Source organism: Endozoicomonas sp. ALD040 (assembly GCF_049275945.1).
In the GTDB taxonomy this organism is placed as follows: domain Bacteria; phylum Pseudomonadota; class Gammaproteobacteria; order Pseudomonadales; family Endozoicomonadaceae; genus Endozoicomonas_A.
This window is the reverse complement of record NZ_CP184829.1, coordinates 5691351-5711191: the sequence shown is the minus strand read 5'-3', so window position 1 is coordinate 5711191 and position 19841 is coordinate 5691351. Positions and strand designations below refer to the sequence as shown.

The window sequence follows — 19841 nt, the reverse complement described above, 5'->3', positions numbered from 1 at the left end:
TGTTTTCGGAGCAGCATGAAAGCCTGTGGCGACAGAGCCGCTGAACAGAAATAAACCAAAAAGTAGCACCCACAGATGAGTAGGCTGAATTTTAAACAAAAATTTTTGCTGCTGCCTGCTGAATCGGATTATTTGTGGGTTTTCGGGCAGGCACTACATGGAGTCTGAAAAGGTAATTATTATGAACAAACTCTTTTTAAAAAATATTTTTATATGTATTTTTTCTCTATCTGTTTCAGCGGTTTTTGCAGATCTTCCTGTTTTTAACCGCATTCCAGTAACCAGCAGCAATATGGGTGACCTTCCCGGTAAGCGACTTTATTTGAAAATTTATGGACCAGAAATGGCTAAAGGAAAGACATTACTACACAACTTCGGTAATACGCAGTATTACGGCGAGATAAAAATTGGATCTGACGATCAGGTATTTAAAGTTCTTTTAGATACCGGATCAAGTTATATCTGGGTTCCTGGTACAACATGTAGTTCTAACAGCTGCTCTGACAAAAAACGTTTTGATCCACAAAGCAGCAGCTCGTTTGTACGCACTAGCCACAGACTGAACCTAAGTTACGCCAGAGGTAAAATATCTGGTATCTTCGGTTATGATGATATTACTCTCGGTGGCATAAAGGTAGTATCTCAGGGATTTGCTGTAGCCGACGTTATTTCAGATGATATCGAGGACCATCCGTTCGATGGCGTTTTAGGCTTGGGCTTTAAGAGCAATAGTATCATCCCATCATGGTTAGACAATGCCCTAAAACAGGGTTTGATCGATAAAGCTGTCTTTTCGTTCTACCTGTCCCAAAAAACCAACAAGGGCGGTAGTGTTATGATTATCGGTGAGCCCGACCCTTTCTATTATCAGGGGCCTATATACTGGCACTCCCTGATAGCTATCGATGGTGAACATCCTTATTACGATATTTCTTTTGACGGCATCTCAGTCGGAGCAAAAAATATTCTCCTAAGCTGTCAAGAAAGACAATGCAAAGCCCATATTGATACAGGGGCACTTTATATTTATGGGCCAGAAAAAGACGTCGAATCCATTCTTGAATCTCTTGATGTGAAAGCAGATTGCTCAAACGTCAGCCAACTTCCACCTCTGAAGGTCTCCATTGGTGGCCATATCTATGAGGTTCCCCCACAAATTTATGTAGTCAAAGAGCAAAACTGCTTTGGAATGGTTGAATGTCATGCTGGAATTGACGAAATGCCCGGAATAAATAATGAATCTTGGATCCTTGGAAATCCATTCATGAGAGCGTTTTACACCGTTTTCGATAAAACAGATGATCGGATTGGTTTTGCCAAGTCACATGACAGGCTCAATGAACCAAAAACACTCAGGGCATTATACTGATTAATCAGATAGTTTTCGTACAAAAACATTACCCAATGAAAATCATGGTCATGAATTCATTAATTTATTATCTGGTTCGAGCTGAACCTCAAATGACCGTCTAAAATCAAGGAGGTTTTTTTTATCTACATAGAGTCTGAAAAGGTAATCGCTATGAGAATCATCATTTTTAAATAACATTCGTATATGCGTTTTTTTTCTATCTATTTCAGCGGCTTTTGCAGAACTTCCTGTTTTCAACCATTATCCAGTGACCAACAACAGTATGGATGATCTTGCGGGCAAGCGATTCTATTTGGAAATCTGGCTTTCCGTGATGCCTACCACATATTTCTCCGTCCCGTTGATAGCCCAAACATGAATGCCCTCAAAGCAAGAGCTTTCCCGTATTCCTTGCTATGCAGGACTTGACTTAAATTATTGATTTATTTTCTTGACATTAGGTCCACCATAGGGTGGCTGTTGTAGAGGGTAAGCTAAAGGGTATGCAAGGTCGTCCAGAGCATTGGCTTGAAGTGTTGACTTGAAGTCGATTCAAGCTGCAGCAGCCTTGACAGTTCGGGGCCAGATACGTAGCTTCTACACAGTCGTTTAATAAACTTATAAAATGCTTTGTACCATGGCACAACTTTCAACTGTCGAAAGAATTCTGGATTCAGCCGAACTGCTCTTCGCTGAACATGGCTTCTCAGAGACTTCCTTAAGAACCATTACAAAACAGGCAGGGGTTAATCTGGCTGCAGTGAACTATCACTTTGGTTCCAAAAAAGCGCTGATACAGGCGGTTTTTGCCCGTTTTCTGGACCCCTTCATGAAAGGGCTGGATACCACTCTGGATGAGTGGTCCGATCAGAGTGAGCCACCTGATCTTGAGGCTGTGCTTGAGATACTTGTTGACCATATTCTTGCTGTAAAACCCAGAAGGCCCGATGACATCTCTATTTTTATGAAACTCATGGGGCTGGCTTTCACACAGAACCAGGGGCATTTGAAGCGTTATCTGACGGAAACTTATGGAACCGTCTTCAGCCGATACTTTGAGTTGTTGTTCAGGGCCTGTCCTGACCTTCCGATAGCCGATAAATTCTGGCGTACCTATTTCAGTCTTGGCTCTGCTGTCTTTTCCGTATCTGGCGCCGATGCACTTCTCTCCATTGCCCAGAGAGATTATGACATTGATGACAATCTTGAGAACATTATGAGAAGAATGGTGCCATTTATGGCAGCTGGTCTGCGTGCTCATGCCACCTATAAGAATGGTCGATAATATTTATTCGAGTTGCTGGCTCTCGAGCCTGAGCCAAAGCGAAACCAGTCAATACGAGATTCATCTGTGCACATTAATGTTAGAATTGCCTCGCAGACTCTGGAGCTGCTGCAAAAGGGTGCAGAAACGATTTGTTACTCTGTATCCACCGCCAGTAAAGGAACAGGGCAGCAGGAAGGTAGCTGGCAGACTCCACTGGGGCGTCATATTATTCGTGCGAAAATCGGTGAGGGCCTCCCTCTCCATGCGGTTTTTGTGGGAAGGCGATACACGGGTGAGATCTATTCACCCGAACTATTACAACAATACTCTGAACGTCGGGACTGGATTTTAAGCAGAATTCTCTGGTTAAGCGGTCTTGAACCCGGCTACAACCGTCTGGGAAATGTCGATACCATGCGACGCTACATCTATATCCACGGATCACCCGATACCGCTGTGATGGGCGAGCCGGGTTCAAGAGGCTGTATCAGGATGCATGGTCGTGACATGATTGATTTATTTGACCGGGTTCTTCCGGGAACTACTATTGATATTCTGCCAAAGTAGTTTTATCGCATTCAGACGGGTCAGGAGAGCAAGAAAAGTATGTACAGGCATGATCATAACAATGCGAAAAATAATGGCGTTCTGATAATCGACCTTGAAGGTCAGACCCTCCAGCCTGAAGAGCGGGAATTACTCCTGCATCCCGGTGTTGTCGGCGTGTTGTTTTTTGCCCGGAATTTTCACGATCGTAAACAGTTGTGTGATCTGGTCAGAGACATAAGAAGTATCAGACAAAACCTGATTCTGATGGTGGATCAGGAAGGTGGCAGGGTTCAGCGTTTCAGAAACGATTTTACCCGTTTGCCGCCTGCAGAGCGTTATGCCAGCTATTTCAAATGTGATCCCCAGAAAGCCCTGGAGTTGGTTGAGGATTGTGGCTGGCTTATGGCTGAAGAAATACTCTCCTGCGGCCTTGACATGAGTCTGGCTCCGGTCCTGGATCTTAATCTGGGTCTTACAGATATAGTGGGCGACCGTGCCTTCGGCTGTGAGCCAGAAACCGTCATTAAACTGGCCGGTGCATGGTTCAGTGGTGTCCGTGAATCAGGAATGCCCTGTATAGGTAAACATTTTCCCGGTCATGGCAGTGTTAACGAAGATTCTCACCTGACCCTGCCCAGGGATAGTCGTGCGCTGGATGCCATCCAGCAGCAAGATATGGCGCCATTCAAAGCTCTGATAGAGCAGGGCATAGAAGCGATTATGCCCGCTCACATTGTTTTTCCTGAAGTAGATGATCAGCCTTGTGGTTTTTCATCAATCTGGTTGAAAGACATCCTTAGAGAACAGATCGGCTTTAATGGCTTAGTGATCAGTGACTGTCTGACCATGGAGGGTGCAGCTTCAGCCGGAAGTTACACTGTCCGGGTCGAAAAAGCCTTGAATGCGGGTTGTGATTTATTGTTATTAAGCAGCAGGGAGGGTGTCCGGGAAGTTCTGCCCTGGCTTGAACGGTCTTCTTTCTCTACGCCTGATCTTTCATCTCTTCAGGCCCGTGGCGGTCGAGCTCTGGAAGAGCTGGTGACCATGGATCGCTATCTTAGTTGCAAGGACAGACTGGATTATCTTTCTGAACGATTTAACTGATCTGCCATAAAACGTCCATAGAATGATTTCAACCTTGTGGGAATGAAATCATTCTCAGTGTTAAGTGTCCCGTTTTCTATCCGGAAGTCTGATAATGTCTCTTTCTCACCCTTTTTTTCATGAACTGGATATTCCTCAATGGGTTATTCAGGCCGTTATTGTCCTGTTGATTTCAGGCGTTATCCATCTGATCTTGTCCAGAGTGTTTGCTCATCTTTCCAGAGATGGTCGTGCAGCCCTTACCCCTTGGAATGATGCCGTTATCAGGGGACTGAGAACCCCTGTGATCCTGCTGATCTGGGTTATTGGTTTCTGCTGGGTTGTTGGTGTAGCTGCCAAGGCTACGGATTCTGAGTTAATTGATGGTCTGAATAATCTCAGGGATGTCATTATCCTGACTCTGGCGGGTTGGAGCATTATCCGTTTCATTCGTCAGCTGGAGCGAAACTTTCTGAATCCTGAACTGGCAGGCGATCGGTCTAATGATCCAACGACTGTAGTAGCGATTGGCAGATTAAGCAGAATTGTGGTCATCATCATCTGTTTTCTGACTGTATTACAGTCACTTGGCTACAGTATCTCAGGTCTTTTGGCATTTGGTGGTGTGGGAGGTTTGGCAGTCGGTTTTGCCGCTAAGGATATGCTGGCCAATTTCTTTGGTGGTCTGATGATTTACCTGAATAAACCCTTCCGGGTTGGTGACTGGATTCGTTCGCCGGATAGAAACATTGAAGGCACTGTGGAATACATTGGCTGGAGAGAAACCCGCATCAAGACATTTGATAAGCGACCACTCTACGTTCCCAACGCCACTTTCAACAGCATTTCTGTTGAGAATCCATCGCGAATGGAAAATAGAAGGATCAAGGAAACTGTTGGCCTGAGGTATCAGGATGGCCAGAAGGTGGAGGTGATCGTCGAGGAAATACGGCAGTATCTGAACGACAACGATGAAATCGCCAGCGATAAGACTCTTCTCGTATCGCTCAATGCCTTTGGACCCTCCAGCCTCGATATTTTAGTCTATTGCTTTACATGTACCAGAGACTGGGCAGAGTACCTCAGGGTTAAACAGGATGTCCTGGTCAGGATAATGGCTATTATCCATTCTCATGGTGCTGATATTGCCTTCCCGACCCGGACGCTTGATGTCCCGCAAGAGTGGCTCGGCAAGTTGAAACAGACACCGGCAAAAACGGCTGAACGAGCTATGATAGATTGATTTCAACCCTTCAGTGTTGAAATCAAAGTATGTTCGTCCAGCTTTTATCCCTTGAGGATAATTTCAATGGTCTGAATATAACCGGGAAGGCGATGGCCGATATCTCCTTTACCGTGGGGTTTTCTTGTGCGAGGAGCAGGCAATGTTTTGGGAGGGTCTTCTTAAAGGGGAGAATGTCGATTTAGTGACAGCGCTTGTGGCTGCTGTTATCGTTTCCTGGTTCAGCCACTTCCTTCTCAGTCGGTGGGCTCAATCTGAGAATCAATCGGTGAGAGCCTGTCTGGCCTCAGCTTTTCGTCCTCCGTTGTTGCTTCTTCCGTGGTTGTTATGTTTTTTTTACCTCGCTCACTGGTTTGTTGATCATAGTGAAGAAGAAGGCCATGACTGGCTGGCCACATCAGAAGCTGTCTGCTCAGTATTACTTCCACTCTGGCTTCTGCTGAGACTCATCAGGCAGTTACCGAACATTGCCGAGATCTCGGGCGTTCAAGATAAAGATCTCGACCTGGCCAGAACCCTGTCACGGTTTTTTCATATCGTTCTGATTGTTCTGGCGGTGATGATTCTGGCGCAAAAGTTGGGCTATTCGCTCTCCGCGCTGCTGACTTTTGGTGGCGTAGGCGGCTTGATTGTGGGTATGGCTGCCAGGGAATGGTTGGCCAACTTCTTTGGTGGTTTGATGTTAATGCTGGATAAACCCTTTAAAGAAGGCGATTGGGTTCGTTCTCCGGACCGACAGATAGAAGGCCATGTAGAACATATTGGCTGGCGCTTGACCCAGATAAGAAATTTTGATCGCAGACCCGTGTTTGTCCCGAACTCGGTCTTCACCAGTATCGTTTTGGAAAATCCATCCAGAATGCGTAACCGCCGGGTTGTTGAAAACTTTGGTATTCGCTACGAGGATCTGGACAAGATCCCCGCCGTCATGAATCAGATCACGACAGAATTTCTTCAGCATCCCGAGCTGGATTGTTCGGAGCCCCACTATGCAAGGTTTCTTAAATATGGGGATTCATCACTGGAGTGTCAGGTCCGGGTGCATGTCATTCCCAAGGGCAGAGTGGACTTTGTCAGGGTCCAGGAAAGCATCATGTTGATCATTGCTTCTGCAGTGCAAAAAGCAGGAGCGGAGTTCGCCTATCCGGTGATGAAAGTGATTCATAAAGCGAATGCTGAACCAGAGTCAGGTAACTCACCCGATAATGATAGCCACTGATTAAGATGAAATAAGGCCCGGCCGATAAAGGCTGAATGAATATTCTTATCGTTGAAGATGCTCGTGACCAGCGTTTGATGCTCTCCGTGGTATTGAAAAAGCAGGGGCACCAGGTACTCGAGGCCGAGAATGGTAGACAGGCTCTGGAGATTCTGCGGGAACATCAGGATGTCAGAATTATCATCAGCGATTGGATGATGCCTGAGATGGATGGTCTGGAACTGCTCAGGCAGACCCGAAAAACAGATCTTGGACGTTATATTTATTTTATCCTGCTCACCGGTAATGCAGATCATAAGGCAGTTGTTGAAGGCATGAATGACGGGGCGGATGATTTTCTTGCCAAGCCGGTTAATTTTGATGAATTGGCTGCCCGCCTGAAAGCAGGGATTCGTATCATCGAACTTGAGAGGCAGCTCGAGCTGCAAAATACACGCCTGGTTGAAGCGATTCAGACCGTTGAAAAAGATCTTGAATCGGCGGCCAAAGCCCAGGAAGTTTTGCTGGCTCAACCGGCGACCATACAACATGTTTCTTTTGACTGGTTTTTCCAGCCCAGCAAAATACTGGGCGGGGACATGTTTGGTTATCAGGCTATTGATGGTGAAACCTTAGGGTTCTATCAACTGGACGTGGCCGGGCATGGTATTCCCTCAGCGCTCTTTTCATTTACTCTGAATAATATTCTCTCAGAAACATCGGGCAGAGGCTCCATCGTCAGGGAAACATTGGATTATGAGCCATTCAATAAGGTGCGTGCGCCCGAACAAGTTCTGGCCTCACTGAACAGGCGGTTTCAGCTGACACCGGAATCGATGCTTTATTTCACCATTGCCTATGGACTTATCAATAGTCGCACAGGTCAAGTCACATTATCCCAGGCGGGTCATCCGCAACCCTTATGGATTCATCGTGATAAAGCCATTGTAGAGCCCGTTGCGGGTGGAGGCGTGCCCATCGGTATGATGCCGGATATGGAATACACCTCCTGCACTTTGCAGTTTCAGCCGGGTGACCGTCTGTTTCTCTATTCTGACGGCGTCACAGAATGTGAAAACACTGAAGGTCAACAGTTTGGTGAGGCCCGTTTGCTGCAATGCCTGCAAGATACTTTAGAAGAAGATTTAAAATCGGTTATTGACCAGGTAGAGAAAAATGTCAGAGACTGGAGTGAGCTGGACCGTTTCGATGACGATGTGACCTACCTGTTACTGGAATGGAAACCCTGAAAGCCAGGAGGATGGCATGGCGTTTGAACACCACGAGGAAGGCCACATTACAGTGGTCCGGATTGATGAGTCCCGTCTTGATGCTTCCGTTGCCGAAGCGTTTAAAACCTATGTGTTTGATCTGATTGAAGACGGCAAATCCGACATAGTTATAGATCTTGCCGAAGTGCGTTTTATGGACAGCACAGGCTTGAGCGTGCTGGTAGCGGGTCTTAAGAAATTGTCGGGTAAGGGGTCACTCAGTCTGGCTTCTGCACAACCTGCGGTGCAGGATCTGTTTGATCTTACGTCCATGGATAAATTGTTCAAACTCCATGGTTCAGTGGCTGAGGCTGTTAAAGGGAGCTGACATGTCACAGGTGCTGAAGCTGGAAATCGACAGCCAGTTATCCAATACAACGCTGGTGGCTATGGCGGTCAGAGGTGTCTGTGCCATGACCACTCTCTCTCCTGTTGAAATTAATCGGCTAGAGCTTTGTCTGGTAGAGATTGTCAACAATGCCATTGAGCATGCTTACGAAAATGAAGCGGGCCATCCGGTGGAAGTGTGTATCAATCTGGACAAGACCATGATGAATATTTCTGTTAGCGACTGGGGACACAGTATTCCGGACGATGTCATGCAGAATAAGACTGAAATGGTCGTTGATCCTGAGCATCCTGAAGCCTGGTTGTGCAGTGGCCGTGGTCTACACATTGTGAACAAGCTGATGGATCAGGTGACCTATGAGTCAAACCAGGACAAGAACAGCTTTATCATGAAAAAAGAGCTGCGCCACTGACAGCTCTTTTTATACCAATCGAACTTTCCACGCCGCCTTGTCTCGGGTTAGAAAGCACGATGGGTATTACTCCGAATCAGCTGCCTTCCTGATCGACAATTCCGGGTAGTATCCCTGGCTCCGGGCTTTTTTCCTGGTCAGCTTCCATTTCAGGTAGCAAAGGTTTATCCGGCTTTTTATAGGGCGTCAGTTTGAACAGAACACCGATGACCGGGCTGTCCAGGTACTGAACCTCATCACTGTTTTTGATTCTGCGACTTTCCTGCAAATGAAAATTACGGGAAATCTTCATGGGCTGACCGTCAGGTGCCCTGACCAGTTGCAGATTTTTATCCAGGGTTGGTTTCTTTTGAGACTCCGGGTGCGGCTGAACATTCTCCATGTTTTTTGCCAGTGCTTCCCATGCCAGTTCGCTGTACCAGAGATTAACTTTTACATGCAGATAACGACTGGAGCTGATCGTAACGGTACCTTCCAACATACTGGGTTTTTTACTTTGTGTGTTGTAGTTGCCTATCCTGATTGGCCTCGAACTTTTGCCTTCCCTGAGCGGCATCAGCCAGGCTTTTTGATCGAGAATCCGGTAGCCACCATTTTTGGACAGGGCACTGCTTTCACTTTGCAACAAGTGTGATGGGTAGGGCAGGGACACAAAGGCATCCCGCTCCAGATCTGTTGCAGGCTTTTTGTCAGGACGATCCAGAAAGTCAGTGAGATCAGAAGAGGTTCCTTTTGCGTCCGCCCCGGCGTTGTAGGATTTTAGTTTAATGGTGTCAGCGGGAAGAGGGTGAGCCGTAATATCAGGCCATTTCTCATTGTCACTGGCACTCTGCTCGTTCAAAAATACAATCATGTCGGCCTGGTACCACTGCGTATCCTCACTGGCAATGGCTGTCATGGAGATTGTGCTCAGAAGTAGGGTGCCGATCGCTTTTTGTTTCATAAAATCCCTGCTCAATCCTGAAACTCTCAGACCTTCAGTCTGGTGTGCAGCCGTTTGCCACTGCCGAGGTATATGGGGCCAGTCGATCATGGGGTCAGTCGATCCAGTAGTTGCTCAAGCAGCTTGAATCGTGCTTCGCCTTTTTCCATGGAGCCACTGTACTTCAACACGCTGCTACCTTCCAGTTTGTATAGGTGCGGCTCAGATTGAATCAGCTGAATGATCGCAATGGGGTCAATGTCCGGTTGACTATTAAATTCGATTCGGGCACTGCTGGCACCTGCATCAATTTTAATGATACCCATTTTCTCGGCTCTTAACCTGAGACGGGTCTGCCGAAAGAGGTTCTTGGTCTGTTCCGGCAACAGGCCGAATCGGTCAATCAGTTCAACCTGAAGGTTTTTCAGATCTTCGTCGTTTTTCGCTGCAGCAATTCGTTTATAGAGAATCAGTCGGTTATGAACATCATGAATATAGTCCTCCGGAAGCAGTGCGGGTAACCGCAGGTTCACATCGCTGCCTTGCTGTAAAGGTTTGTCCAGGTCCGGTGTTTCACCTTTTCGGATCGCTTCCACTGCTTTCTCAAGCATTTCGGTATAGAGTGTAAAGCCAACATTCTGAATCTGCCCACTCTGATCTTCACCCAGCAACTCACCCGCTCCCCGTATTTCCAGGTCATTGGATGCCAGCATAAAGCCAGCTCCCAGGTCCTGGGCTTCGGCAATGGCTTCCAGTCTTTTCAGAGCATCCCTGGTCATGGATTTTGGTGAAGGTGTCAAGAGGTAAGCATAGGCTTGATGATGAGATCGACCGACCCGACCTCTCAACTGGTGCAATTGTGCCAAGCCAAACTTGTCCGATCGGTGGATGATAATGGTATTGGCATTCGGTATATCAATACCTGTCTCAATGATGGTAGTACAGACCAGGATATTATGTCGTTTGTGATAGAAGTCGGACATGACCTGCTCCAGCTCTCTTTCACGCATCTGACCGTGACCGACGGCAATACGTGCCTCAGGAATAAGCTCCCGCAAATCAGCAGCCGCTTTCTCGATACTGGAAACTTCGTTGTGCAGGTAATAGACCTGACCGCCGCGCAATAGCTCACGCAGAATGGCTTCTTTGACCAGTAATTGATCGTTTTGTCGAACAAAGGTTTTAACTGACAGCCGTCGTGCAGGTGGCGTGGCTATGATTGACAGGTCGCGAATACCCGACATTGCCATATTAAGTGTCCGTGGGATCGGGGTAGCCGTCAGAGTCAGAATATCAACTTCGGAACGCAGGGATTTCAGCATTTCCTTGTGCCTGACTCCGAAGCGGTGCTCCTCATCAATAATCAACAGGCCCAGATTTTTGAACTTGAAATCACCCTGAATCAGTTTGTGGGTACCAATAATGATATCCAGTTTGCCTTCTGCGACTTTCTCCCTGAGTCCTTGAATTTGCTTTGCCGATTTGAAACGTGAGGCTACGTCGATTTCAACGGGCCAGTCGGCAAAACGGTCACGAAAGCTTTCGTAATGCTGCTGAGCCAGCAGGGTGGTCGGGACCAGGATCGCTATCTGCTTGCCACTTTGGACTGCCAGAAAGGCTGCTCTCATAGCCACTTCTGTCTTGCCAAAACCGACATCACCACAGACCAGTCGGTCCATGGGTTTACCCTCAGACATGTCTTTTATGACATTGATAATTGCCTGCTGTTGGTCCGGTGTTTCCTCAAACGGAAAGCCGGCCGTGAATGCATGATACTGTTGATCCGGTGCCGAAAAGGCAAAGCCCTTTCTGGCTTCTCGTCGGGCGTAGATATCCAGTAGCTCCGCTGCAGCATCTCTGGCCTTCTCAGCCGCTTTGCGACGAGCCCTGGACCATTGTTCGCTGCCAAGACGGTGCAGAGGAGCAAGCTCATCATCCGTGCCGGTGTAACGGGCAATAAGATGCAGAGAAGCGACAGGAATGTAGAGTTTAGCTTCGCTGGCGTATTCCAGGGTCAGGAATTCGGTTTCCTGATCATCAACGGACAGGGTTTGAAGCCCACGATAACGTCCTACGCCATGATCAATATGGACGACCGGAGCACCTTCTCTCAGCTCGGTCAGGTTACGGATGGTTTGATCGGTATCGGTCTGGGTATCGCCTTTTCGCCTGCGGCGCTGCATAACTCTCTGGCCCAGAAGCAGGGATTCCGGAATTAGGGCAATATTCAGATCTTTGAGAAAGAATCCTGATGCTAAAGTACCCAGGGTAATCCCCAGCGTCTCTTTTCTGCTCAGGAAGGTATCCCAGCTGTTGAATGTATCGGGGCGAATATCGGACTGGGCCAGCATTTCCAGCAGGACTTCCCTGCGACCCGCGCTCTCGGTCACCAGAAGAACCCTTGGTCCTGACTCGATCAGGTCTTCAAGAGGCTTTAAAGGGTGGTCGGCTCGGGCATTCAGGGTCAGCTCAGGTAATGACTGGTGATCAAGGTTGAAGCTGTCCGGGGCATCAACATGCTCAGCTGACAGGATAATACGCGGGTATTGTTTCAGAGCCCGGTTGATTTCTTCTGAAGGCATTAAAACCTTTGCGGGAGGCAGAAGCGGGTGGTGTTTATCGACTTTCCGGTTTTCGTAGCGATCCGTCAGATCCTGCCAGAAGTGTTCAATCGCTTCCTGCACGCCCTGATATTGAATGATCGTTGTGTCAGTGGACAAATGATCAAACAGCGTGGCTGTCTTTTCGAAAAACAGGGGCAGGTAGTATTCAATACCCGGGCTTGCCATTCCCTGTCCTATGTCCTGATACACGGGACACTCACGGTGATCCACATCAAACGCTTCTCTGAACAGACTGCGGAAGCGATCTCTGGAGGTCTTGTCCATTGGGAATTCATGACCTGGAAGCAGTTCTATATGATCAACCTGTTCTATGGAGCGCTGGCTTTCCGGATCAAAAATTCGCAGGGTATCGATTTCATCATCAAACAGGTCAATCCGGTAGGGGGTATCGGAACCCATGGGGAAGATATCCATGAGCGACCCCCGAATTGCGAACTCACCATGCTCGTAGACTGTTTCAACACAACGATAACCCGCCTGTTCCAGTTGTTGCCTTTTCTTGGCAAGTACAAAGGTTTCACCCCGCTTCAAAACCAGACAGTTGGATTCCAGATAATCCCGGGGACAGAGTCGGTGCAGCAGGGTGGAAACCGAGATGATCAGCAGGGTCTTTTCGCTGCGAGGCAGTCGATACAGGGTTTTCAGCCGCTGGGAAATGATGTCCTGATGGGGAGAAAAAGCATCGTAGGGCAGTATCTCCCAGTCGGGAAAGTGCAGAATCCGGGTGGACCGATCACCTTTTAGGAAGAAACTCAGTTCTTCTTCAAGGGCATTGGCCTGAGCGGAATCCGGGGTAATAACCAGAAGCGGCCTGCGGGTTGACCGGGCGGCACTGGCTATGGCGTATGAGCTTGTTGACTGGCTTAAATGACCCCAGAAGGTTTTATGCCCCGGAGTCTCTGGAAGCTGGAAAGAAGATGATTTCAAGTTGGCCTGCGACATGAAAGGTGGTTTGTTCTTTATACGCTAGACCCGCAATTGTAGCTGCTCGGGGCGCCAGATACCATGCACTGGCGCAGCAACAGTCTTTTATGTATCGAAAGAATGATTAAACGCAGTGTTAAAGTTTGTTGTACTTTGTTGCCAAGTGGGGGTGAACTCTGGATAATAGCCCCTGAGCCGAAAGGCCAAAAAACGTAGACCTATGTTGTTTGAGGTAACCTGTCGGTTGCTTTCGGGTGACAGTCTGCCAGAAGTAAACAGCCTTGAGCTGATTGACAGCCTTGAGTGCATAAAAATTACAGGATTGGAACCGTGGGAAAAGACCATTTTCAGGACTGGAGAGAACGTGAAGCCTTAGCCGAATCCATGATTCCATTGATCGGCCGCTTGTATCGCGAAAACAACGTTGTGACCTCAATCTATGGCCGCTCAATCATCAACCGTTCTGTGATTGACATCCTTAAATCTCACAAATACGTCCGCCAGGTAGAAGGTTCTGCCCTCTGTGTCCGTCAGACATTCCCTGTCATTGAATTGCTGAGCAAGCTGAACCTGGCTCCGGGCAGAATTGATATTGGTAAGCTGGCATCCGGCTACGAAAAAAGTGAAGGCAAGCAAACCCTGGAAGCGTACGTTCGCAGTCAGGTCTCCGGGCTCGTGGATGGCAAGAATGGCAATGGCCATGACGATAAAGATGTCGTTCTCTACGGCTTTGGTCGTATTGGTCGACTCATGGCTCGAATTCTTGTTGAACGAGCAGGTGGTTCCGGCCTGAATTTGAGAGCGGTTGTCGTTCGCAAGGGCAAAGCGGAAAACGATCTGCAAAAGCGTGCCAGTCTGCTGAGACGTGACTCGGTCCACGGTTCATTCAATGGCACCATCAGTGTGGATGAAGAGAACAATATCATCTACGCAAACGGTGTGGCGATCCGGTTTATCTATGCCAACTCTCCGGATTCCATCGACTACACAAGCTACGGTATTAACAACGCCATCATCGTAGACAATACCGGTGTATGGCGTGATCAGGAAGGTCTGAGTCAACACCTTCAGTCTAACGGAGCTTCCAGGGTTCTGCTGACTGCCCCGGGCAAGGGCGATCTGAAAAATGTTGTGTTTGGTGTCAACCACAACATCATCAATGATGAAGATCAGATTATTTCTGCTGCGTCCTGTACCACCAATGCGATCACACCCGTACTGAAAGCGATCTGCGACAAATTTGGTGTTGAGAATGGCCATGTGGAAACCGTTCACTCCTACACCAATGACCAGAACCTGATTGATAACTACCATAAAGGTTCCCGCCGTGGTCGCAGTGCTGCCCTGAACATGGTGATCACTGAAACCGGAGCTGCAAAGGCCGTCTCAAAGGCGCTGCCTCAGTTGCAGGGTAAGTTGACCGGTAATGCCATTCGGGTTCCGACTCCCAACGTATCCATGGCTATCCTGAACCTGAATCTGTCCAAAGACACTACCGTTGAAGAGCTTAACAGCTATCTCCGCGAGATGGCGCTGTTCTCTGATCTCAAGAAGCAGATCGATTACGTGACCTCTTTTGAAGCGGTATCCAGTGACTTTGTCGGTAACCGTAATGCGGGTATTGTTGACAGTCAGGCCACCATTGTTGATGGTAACCGCTGCGTACTCTACGTTTGGTATGACAACGAATTTGGTTACAGCTGCCAGGTCAATCGTATTCTGCAACACATGACCGGTAATCACCACAAGACCCTGCCTCTTCAATAACAGGCATTAGTCTATCGTCCTGAAAAAGCTCATCTGATGAGTTTTTTCAGGGGGTGCAGTGTATTTCCGAGGTACAGTAACTGTGCTGTACCACACCTTTAGCGTCCACGGAATTCAACCGTACGTCAAACCCCCATAGCAGGTGCAGGTGTTTGAGAATTTCCATAGCAGTTCCTGCGTGAAGGTTCTGACCTAGGTGCATGGAATGAATCAGGGTCAGCGAGCGGTCTCCTCTTACATCAACATCATAAACCTGGATATTAGGCTCCTGATTACCCAGATTGTATTGATTGGACAATGCCTCCCTGAGTGCTTTGTAACCTGACTCATCGTGTATGGCGCTGACTTCCAGGAAGGCTTTTTTGTGGTCGTCATCAATGCAAAATAACTTCATATCCCGCATCACTTTGGGTGAAAGGAACTGGAGTATAAAACTCTCGTCCTTGTATTGAACCATGGCGTGATGGATAGCTTTCAGCCAGTCACTGCCCGCCAGGTCAGGAAACCAGAGCCGGTCCTCTTCAGTAGGGTGCTCGCATATCCGGCGAATGTCCCGGTAGATATTAAAGCCCAGGGTATAAGGATTAATGCCGGAATAGCGTGGATCATCAAAATCCGGCTGAAACACGACATTACTGTGGGAATGCAGAAACTCGAGTATGTAGCCTTCGTTTATCAGACCTTCCCGGAAGAGCTGATGCATCAGTGTGTAATGCCAGAAGCTGGCCCAGCCTTCATTCATGACCTGGGTCTGTCGCTGAGGATAAAAATACTGGGCTATCTTACGGACAATTCGAATCAGTTCCCGCTGCCAGGTTTTTAACAGTGGGGCGTTTTTTTCAATAAAGTAGAGAATATTTTCTTCCGGCTCCGGAGGGAAACGTCTTCTCAATTTGGCAGGGTCTTCCTTTTTGGTCGGGACCGTACGCCAGAGGTCATTGATATTTCTCTGGATATATTCTTCTCTTTCCCGTGCCTGATTTTTTTCCATTTCTGCAGAAATAGCAGAAGGGCGCATATATCGATTGACCCCCTGGTTCATCAGCGCATGACAGGCATCAAGCATCTCTTCAACGGCATCCACACTGTATTTCTCTTCGCACTGATAAATGTAGTTCCTGGCAAACAATAAATAATCGACAATCGAGTCTGCATTGGTCCACTGGCGAAAGAGGTAGTTGCCTTTGAAAAAAGAGTTGTGACCATAACAGGCATGGGCAATCACCAGCGCCTGCATGGCCATGGAATTTTCTTCCATCAGGTAGGCAATGCAGGGGTTAGAGTTTATGACGATTTCATAGGCCAGGCCCATGTGGCCGCGCTGATAGTTTTGAAGGTTGGTGAGAAATTTTTTGCCAAAACTCCAGTGATGGTACATCAGGGGCATGCCTACTGAAGCGTAGGCATCAATCATCTGTTCCGAATTAATGACTTCGATCTGGTTCGGGTAAGTATCAAGCTTAAATTTTTCTGCCAGCTGACCAATGGCCCTGTCATAAGCATGAAGCAATTCGAAGGTCCATTCGGAACCGGTTGAAAGGTACTGGCGAGTCATGGCTATTCCACTTTCTTTTCGAAAAGACGTCGGAAGACCGGATAGATATTGCTCTGGTCACGAATCTGCTGCTGGGCAAACTGTTCACTGAAGTTTTTTTCGATGTCTTTGTAGGTATGCCAGAGGTTCTGATGCCGGTTGGCGATTTCTACGTAGGCGAAATACTGGACCAGAGGCAGAAGCTTCCGGGTAATGGCGTCATGACAGAGTGGGTTATCGCTGTCCCAGTTATCGCCATCTGAGGCCTGAGCAACATAAATATTCCATTTTGCCGATGGATAACGATCATCAATGATCTGCCTGGCTAGCACCAGTGCTGAAGAGACAATGGTACCTCCCGTTTCTCTGGCGTAAAAAAAATCCTGTTCGTTACATTCTCGTGCTTGGGAATGATGTCTTATAAAAACCACTTCAGTGGCTTCATAATTTCTTTCCAGAAACAGGTAAAGCAAAAGAAAAAACCGCTTGGCGATATCCTTGATCTCCCGGGTCATGGAACCCGAGACATCCATGATACAGATCATAACGGCTTTGCTGGAAGGTTGTGGCACCCTCACCAGATTGTTAAAGCGCAGATCAAAGTCGTCAATAAACGGCAACCGACGCAGCTTTTTGTTCAATTCAGTGATTTGATGGCGAAGCGCCTCTTCCTTCTCCCTGTCACGACCACCTGGTTGTACCTCAAGCTCCCTGAGTTGACGCTTCAACTCCCTGATCAATTTGCGTTCCTTGCCAAAAAGGGCAATTCTGCGGGCATTAGCGGCCCTGAGTGAACGCACGACATTCAACCGGTCAGGAGAGCCAAACAAGGTGAATCCGGCACGCCTGAGAGAGTATTCGGTGGTGTCCATCAGGTTTTTCCTGATCAGGTTGGGCAGCTTCAGATCTTCAAAGAGATACTGAAGAAATTCATCCCGGTTGATCTGGAAGACAAAGTCATCAATGCCCGAACCCTGATGACTGGCTTCGCCTTCACCTGCCCCCTGACCCTGACTACCCTCTGGGCGCTTGAACCTGTCACCTGAGTGGAACTCTTTGTTGCCGGGATGAACATGTTGTCTGCGACCATTATCGCCATGATGAAAGACCGGTTCTGATACATCCTTCCTGGGAATAGTGACATCCGTACCACGCTCCATATCGGTAATCGAGCGTTGGTTGATTTGCTTCTTTACAGACTCTTTGATGGTGTTTTTGTACCGTCGCAGAAAGCGTTGACGGTTAACGGTACTTTTTTTGCCGCTGTTCAGGCGTCGATCAATGATGATACTCATGACGGTCACTTGCCGGGCTACTGGGACTTTCTGACCCTGATGTACCATTCAGACAGCAGCCTGACCTGCTTTTCGGTGTAGCCATGTTGGACCATGCGGTCTACAAAGTCGGCATGTTTCTTCTGGTCGTCATGAGAAGCCTTGGCGTTGAAAGAGATGACCGGCAGCAGATCTTCTGTGTTGGAGAACATCTTTTTCTCAATCACGGCTCTCATCTTCTCATAACTGAGCCAGATAGGATTCTTGCCCTGCATGTCAGCTCTGGCCCTGAGCACAAAATTCACCACCTCGTTGCGAAAGTCTTTCGGGTTGGCTATGCCCGCTGGCTTCTCAATTTTTTCCAGCTCATCATTCAGTGCCTTACGGTCAAGAATCTGCCCGGTATCCGGGTCCCTGAACTCCTGATCCTGAATCCAGAAATCCGCGTAGGTAATGTAGCGATCAAATATGTTCTGGCCATACTCAGAATAGGACTCCAGATAAGCCGTCTGTATTTCCTTACCCAGAAACTCAACGTATCTTGGCGTCAGATACTCCTTGAGAAAGCCGATGTAACGCTCTTCCAACGCTTCAGGGAACTGTTGTTGTTCAATCTGCTGTTCAAGAACGTACAACAGGTGAACCGGGTTAGCTGCTATTTCGGTAGGGTCAAAATTAAAGACCTTTGAGAGAATCTTGAAAGCAAAACGAGTTGATAATCCTTCCATGCCCTCGTCAACGCCAGCGGCATCCTTGTATTCCTGGAGCGATTTGGCGTTGGGATCGGTGTCTTTGAGATTCTCGCCGTCATAAACCCGCATCTTCGAGTAAATGGAAGAATTCTCCGGATCAACAATTCGCGACAAAACGCTGAATTGAGCAAGCATCCGCAATGTGTCCGGGGCACAGGGGGCCTTGTTCAGAGAGCTGTGCTCAAGTAACTTCTGATAAATTTTTATCTCTTCACTCATACGGGTGCAGTAGGGCACTTTGATTATATTGACGCGATCAATAAAAGCTTCATTGGTTTTGTTGTTTCTGAATGCCTGCCACTCCGATTCGTTCGAGTGAGCAAGAATAATGCCTTCGTAAGGAATGGAGCCAAGACCTTCTGTGCTGTTGTAATTCCCTTCCTGGGTGGCTGTCAGTAAAGGGTGGAGTACCTTGATGGGCGCCTTGAACATTTCGACAAATTCCATAACGCCCTGGTTGGCTCTGCAGAGCGCCCCCGAGAAGCTATAGGCATCCGGATCATCCTGGGAATACTCTTCCAGTTGTCGTATATCTACCTTGCCTACCAGACTGGAAATATCCTGATTGTTTTCATCGCCGGGTTCGGTTTTGGCAACGGCAATCTGCTTCAGTCGGTCAGGGTAGAGTTTGACGACTCTGAATCGGGTAATATCACCCTTGTATTCCTCAAGGCGCTTAACAGCCCATGGGGACATAATGTAGCGCAGACAGCGACCGGGTATACCGAATTCTTTCGCCAGCAGCTCTCCGTCCTGCTCCGGGTTGAAAAGACCCAGCGGTGATTCGAACACCGGTGACCCCTTGATGGCATAGAAGGGCACTTTTTCTATCAGTTCTTTCAGTTTTTCTGCCAGAGACGACTTACCACCGCCCACCGGGCCAAGCAGGTAGAGAATCTGCTTTTTCTCTTCCAGTCCCTGGGCGGCGTACTGGAAGTAAGAAACAATCTGTTCAATGGCTTCTTCCATACCAAAGAAGCCATCAAACGCCGGATAGCGTTTGATTAACTTGTTGGAGAAAATTCTGCTGAGTCTCGGGTTTCTGGAAGTATCGATAAGCTCCGGCTCACCAATGGCCTCAAGAATACGCTCGGCGGCGCTGGCGTAGGTTCCGGGTTCATTCTTGCACAGTTCCAGGAAAGCCTGAAGGCTCATCTCTTCTTCCTGGGTCAGGTCATATCTTTGCTGGTAATGTTCAAACAGGGACATGCTGCTTACTCCGACGGGATTCGTCTGCAGGTGAAGTGAAGATAGTTGAAAAGCCAGTGATGACAATGAATCAGGGAGTGAAGTATTTCATCTTCTTCATAAAAGAACGATG

General features: G+C 47.9%; 15 protein-coding genes. 10 read left to right on the top strand and 5 right to left on the bottom strand.

The window, feature by feature from the left end:
* The first annotated feature begins 157 nt into the window (after window positions 1–157).
* The 9 genes from ACOJUN_RS20655 to ACOJUN_RS20615 all read left to right on the top strand — a co-directional run bounded on the left by ACOJUN_RS20655 (window position 158) and on the right by ACOJUN_RS20615 (window position 8723).
* On the top strand, window positions 158–1369 hold the full coding sequence (locus tag ACOJUN_RS20655) for a pepsin-like aspartyl protease (RefSeq protein WP_422133766.1): 1212 nt from the start codon (window positions 158–160) through the stop codon (window positions 1367–1369).
* Window positions 1370–1988: 619 nt separating this feature from the next.
* Window positions 1989–2636: a TetR/AcrR family transcriptional regulator gene (locus ACOJUN_RS20650; protein ID WP_422133765.1), complete on the top strand. Its 648-nt coding sequence runs from the start codon at window positions 1989–1991 to the stop codon at window positions 2634–2636.
* Window positions 2637–2702: 66 nt separating this feature from the next.
* A complete protein-coding gene (locus ACOJUN_RS20645) occupies window positions 2703–3185 on the top strand; it encodes a L,D-transpeptidase family protein (RefSeq protein ID WP_422133764.1) in 483 nt (160 codons plus the stop codon).
* A 39-nt stretch (window positions 3186–3224) separates the two neighbouring features.
* Window positions 3225–4271, top strand: a complete 1047-nt coding sequence (gene nagZ / locus ACOJUN_RS20640; RefSeq protein ID WP_422133763.1) for a beta-N-acetylhexosaminidase — start codon at window positions 3225–3227, stop codon at window positions 4269–4271.
* 94 nt (window positions 4272–4365) lie between these two features.
* Window positions 4366–5493, top strand: a complete 1128-nt coding sequence (locus ACOJUN_RS20635) for a mechanosensitive ion channel family protein (RefSeq protein ID WP_422133762.1) — start codon at window positions 4366–4368, stop codon at window positions 5491–5493.
* 142 nt (window positions 5494–5635) lie between these two features.
* Window positions 5636–6712: a mechanosensitive ion channel family protein gene (locus ACOJUN_RS20630; RefSeq protein WP_422133761.1), complete on the top strand. Its 1077-nt coding sequence runs from the start codon at window positions 5636–5638 to the stop codon at window positions 6710–6712.
* Window positions 6713–6747: 35 nt separating this feature from the next.
* Entirely contained in the window at window positions 6748–7941 is a 1194-nt protein-coding gene (locus ACOJUN_RS20625; protein WP_422133760.1) for a PP2C family protein-serine/threonine phosphatase, read from the top strand.
* 16 nt (window positions 7942–7957) lie between these two features.
* The gene (locus tag ACOJUN_RS20620; protein WP_422133759.1) at window positions 7958–8290 is read left to right on the top strand and encodes an STAS domain-containing protein; all 333 of its coding nucleotides are present in this window, start codon (window positions 7958–7960) and stop codon (window positions 8288–8290) included.
* A gap of 1 nt (window position 8291) precedes the next feature.
* Window positions 8292–8723, top strand: a complete 432-nt coding sequence (locus ACOJUN_RS20615; RefSeq protein WP_422133758.1) for an ATP-binding protein — start codon at window positions 8292–8294, stop codon at window positions 8721–8723.
* A gap of 76 nt (window positions 8724–8799) precedes the next feature.
* Here ACOJUN_RS20615 and ACOJUN_RS20610 read toward each other — a convergent pair whose 3' ends face one another.
* Together ACOJUN_RS20610 and mfd are read right to left on the bottom strand one after the other, a co-directional pair.
* Entirely contained in the window at window positions 8800–9756 is a 957-nt protein-coding gene (locus ACOJUN_RS20610; protein WP_422133757.1) for a CsiV family protein, read from the bottom strand.
* Window positions 9753–13196 carry a transcription-repair coupling factor gene (mfd, locus tag ACOJUN_RS20605; protein WP_422133756.1) on the bottom strand — a complete coding sequence of 1148 codons (3444 nt, stop codon included), beginning with the start codon at window positions 13194–13196 and terminating at the stop codon, window positions 9753–9755. The genes ACOJUN_RS20610 and mfd overlap by 4 nt, the downstream gene beginning before the upstream one ends.
* Window positions 13197–13523: 327 nt before the next feature.
* Here mfd and ACOJUN_RS20600 point away from each other — a divergent pair, with 327 nt between their 5' ends.
* A complete protein-coding gene (locus ACOJUN_RS20600; RefSeq protein WP_422133755.1) occupies window positions 13524–14960 on the top strand; it encodes a glyceraldehyde-3-phosphate dehydrogenase in 1437 nt (478 codons plus the stop codon).
* Window positions 14961–15006: 46 nt separating this feature from the next.
* Here the strand turns inward: ACOJUN_RS20600 and ACOJUN_RS20595 are convergent, their stop codons facing one another.
* Genes ACOJUN_RS20595 through ACOJUN_RS20585 form a run of 3 tightly spaced genes read right to left on the bottom strand, consistent with a single transcriptional unit; the run spans window position 15007 to window position 19729 of the window.
* The gene (locus tag ACOJUN_RS20595) at window positions 15007–16515 is read right to left on the bottom strand and encodes a SpoVR family protein (protein WP_422133754.1); all 1509 of its coding nucleotides are present in this window, start codon (window positions 16513–16515) and stop codon (window positions 15007–15009) included.
* A 2-nt stretch (window positions 16516–16517) separates the two neighbouring features.
* Window positions 16518–17789: a YeaH/YhbH family protein gene (locus tag ACOJUN_RS20590; RefSeq protein WP_422133753.1), complete on the bottom strand. Its 1272-nt coding sequence runs from the start codon at window positions 17787–17789 to the stop codon at window positions 16518–16520.
* Between the two features lie 17 nt (window positions 17790–17806).
* Window positions 17807–19729, bottom strand: coding sequence for a PrkA family serine protein kinase (locus ACOJUN_RS20585; RefSeq protein ID WP_422133752.1), 1923 nt, complete (start codon window positions 19727–19729; stop codon window positions 17807–17809).
* Window positions 19730–19841: the final 112 nt, after the last annotated feature.